Annotated in this window: 1 protein-coding gene and 1 pseudogene; one reads left to right on the top strand and one right to left on the bottom strand. The window is 43.4% G+C overall.

Features of this window, described 5'->3' with window-relative positions; all coding sequences use genetic code 11:
* Positions 1–169: 169 nt before the first annotated feature.
* A pseudogene (locus H740_RS04205) lies at positions 170–1,539 on the bottom strand (GntP family permease).
* 461 nt (positions 1,540–2,000) lie between these two features.
* Between H740_RS04205 and H740_RS04200 the strand changes: the two are divergent.
* Positions 2,001–2,882, top strand: a complete 882-nt coding sequence (locus tag H740_RS04200; RefSeq protein ID WP_002951660.1) for a hypothetical protein — start codon at positions 2,001–2,003, stop codon at positions 2,880–2,882.
* Positions 2,883–3,140: the final 258 nt, after the last annotated feature.

Below are 3,140 nucleotides of genomic sequence, written 5' to 3'. Positions count from 1 at the left end.
CCCCTTAACAAGAAAGATTAAATTTAATGCGCAATGCTAAATTTAACCAAATCAAATTTAACATTTTCAAGATGCGGGTCTGGGCGGACAAATTTGAGAATTTACCGTTACTACCGTAAAGAGTGCAGTCTCGTCACGCCGAAACCGCACTCAAATTTAGCCGTCAAATTTACAGCAAAATAAGCGACGCAACCCAAACCGTCGCCATGCCGACGATACCCATAATAAACGTAAGCATCGTCTGGGTCTTGTAGCCCTGCTCCGGCGACATCTTGCTAAAGTTCGTAACGACCCAGAAGTAGCTATCGTTAGCGTGCGAAACCGTCACGCGCCCGCAGCGATAGCCATCACCGTTAGCACCGCACCCATCTCGCTAGTTAGTCCCAGCCCACTCATCATCGAGCCGCTATCGGTGAAAAGCCCCATGATAGAGGCCGTCGTCGTAAGCGCCACGGTCGAGCTGCCCTGAGCGGTCTTGATGATAGCAGAGATAACAAACGGGAAAAATATACCAACGGTGCCGATGAGATGGGCATTTGCCTTCATAAACTCGACAAAGCCCGCTTTAGCGATGACGTTACCTAGCACGCCGCCCGCCGCCGTGATGAAAAGGATCGGTCCGACGATCTTTAGCGTTTCGTTTGTCATGAGGTTAAATTCGCCCAGTTTGCCCGTTTTAGCCAGCAAGATAACGGCAAATAGCACGCCAACACCGAGTGCAATGATCGGGTTGCCCAAAAATAAAACGAAATTCGCAAACGAGCCTTTTAGCTTTAGTATCGAGACGACCGAGCCCAGCGCCATAAGCAAAATCGGCATAAAAATCGGCGCCAAGCTCAAAAATGCGCAAGGTAGCTTGCCGTGCTCTTTGATGATCTCGTCATAGCTCTTGCCCACATCTGCAAGATCATCTTTTAGGCTCACTTTTGCGCCGATAGTCTTAGCAAAAAGATAGCCCGCGATGAGAACCGGTATCGAAACTACCGCGCCCACGGCGATGACTAGCAGTAGGTTGTGCCCCACGCCCACGAGTCCTGCGGCCGCTATCGGGCCAGGCGTCGGCGGTATAAACACGTGCGAGGTGTATAGGCCGCACGAGAGCGCGACGGCCATAGCTACGGGGTTGGCGCCGATTTTTTCCTTTATCGCGCGGCGGATCGGATCTAGCACCACAAAGCCGCTATCGCAAAAGACCGGGATACCCACGATCCAACCCATGATGAGCATAGCTAGCTCGGGGCGCTTGTCGCCTACGCAGCGCACGACCATATCGGCCAGCTTTAGCGCCGCGCCCGTCTTTTCCAGCGCCATACCGATGAGCGCACCCAGGATGATGACGATGCCTATGCTTTTAAATATCCCGCTAAATCCCTCTCCGATGATCGCGGGAACCTTGACCAGGTCGATGCCCGCGACGACGGCTAGAGCGAGCGAGACGAGCATGATCGCTATAAAGGGGTGAACCCCGAACTTAGAAATCAGCACGATCATAACGACGACCGCGATGACGAAGCAGACGATGAGAGCAATACCGCTCATAACAGCTCCTTTCGGATAAAATTTTTGTCTAGCGCAATATTACCTAAATTTGTTTTTAAAATATCTAAATTAGATTTAAAATTTTAGTTTTATTTTATAAAATGAGTGAATTTTACGGCCGATTACGTTTGCGGTAAATGTGCGGGCAGCTTTGGTGCGGTTAAATTTTGTTTTGAATTTAGGTTCGAATTTGGAGCAAATTTATCAAAAAAAATAACTTGCGAGGTTAAATTTGCGATATTATAATTCGTAAAACAAGCGTCAAATTCGACTACTAGCGCTTGCCGAAGCTCAAATTTAACTCCGCCTTAAGCCTTACGGCACTATCATTTTATCAATGATTTGCAAAAGATGCGAAGCGGTCAAATTTAAAATAGTTGCGGGTTTTATTGACCCGCATATTTTAGGCACGAGGCAAAACGTACCGTCTCCGTTTTGCCGACAACTAAAAAGGATACGCTATGGGTATGATAATCTTACTTTTTTACGTTATTCCTTATATGGCAGTTAGCGCCATAGTGATGGTCATCACCGTAAAATACGCTAAGAAAATTTGGATCAGAGGCATAGTAGCGGCCGCGCTATTTCTAATCCCTACTTACGACATCATCATCACAAATATTCTTGGAGTGTATTACTGCGGTACCGCTCCAAAGGCTTTTATAAAGGAGACGGTTGAGTATCCGGAAAGTATTTATTTTGAGGATAATGTTCGTCCCTTTGAGGATGCGAACATAAACTGGATCAAGGGGAGGTTTGTCGACGGTGTCCATATAAAAACTTTGGCTTTAAATTTGTCCGACGGAAACGTGACCGTTTTTTCATTTAATGAGAATTCCAGCGAATTAAAAGAATATGAAGAAACCGAGAAAGAGCTTGATAAGGCCATGGGTATCTGCGATACTCTAGAAAAAGAAGTACGTAAAAAGCTTGAAGATGGAATAATAAAATATAAATCGGACGAACATAGTAGATATATAAATAAAATTGATATACAAAGAGAGTCGATATTTAAGCTCATGAATAAAGCAAAAGAGATTCGAAATAAGATGATTACACAAGCGACAACTACAAAAGATAAAATACCAAAAACGAACTATACCGCAAAATTTGACGAGATTAAGCTAGATAAATTTAGCTCAAATTTTCTCATAGCTACCGAATTTAAGCTGATAAACAATAAAACATCCGCGATAATCGCATACAAAAGGGAGTATCATAACTATTACTACAATATGTTTCCGAACCTATCGACGGGAGGCAAAATAAATTGGAAATCGTTTTGTAATTGCGAAAAGTTGGATAAAAAAATAGGTGTTATATTTTTGGATGAATATTTATAAATATCGCCTATCCAAACAAAGCGATTAAATTTAAAATCCGATTCTTGACTCAAAATTTATTTGGCAAAGCCGAGTCGATAAATTTAATTGACAAATTTAGCAAACAGTCCGTACTTATCGGCCAAAAGATAAAGTCCTAAAAATAGCGCGGCGTATAAAACGGTTTTAAATATTTTTAGCAAGGCGTGCAAATTTGATCCTTTTTGCTTCGTTAAATTTGAGAAATCTTAGCCAAAGGGCGGTTAAATTTGAGTGAAA

Source organism: Campylobacter showae CC57C (genome assembly GCF_000344295.2).
Lineage (GTDB): Bacteria > Campylobacterota > Campylobacteria > Campylobacterales > Campylobacteraceae > Campylobacter_A > Campylobacter_A showae_B.
The sequence above is the reverse complement of the archived record's forward strand: the minus strand, read 5'-3'. Positions and strand labels throughout refer to the sequence as shown.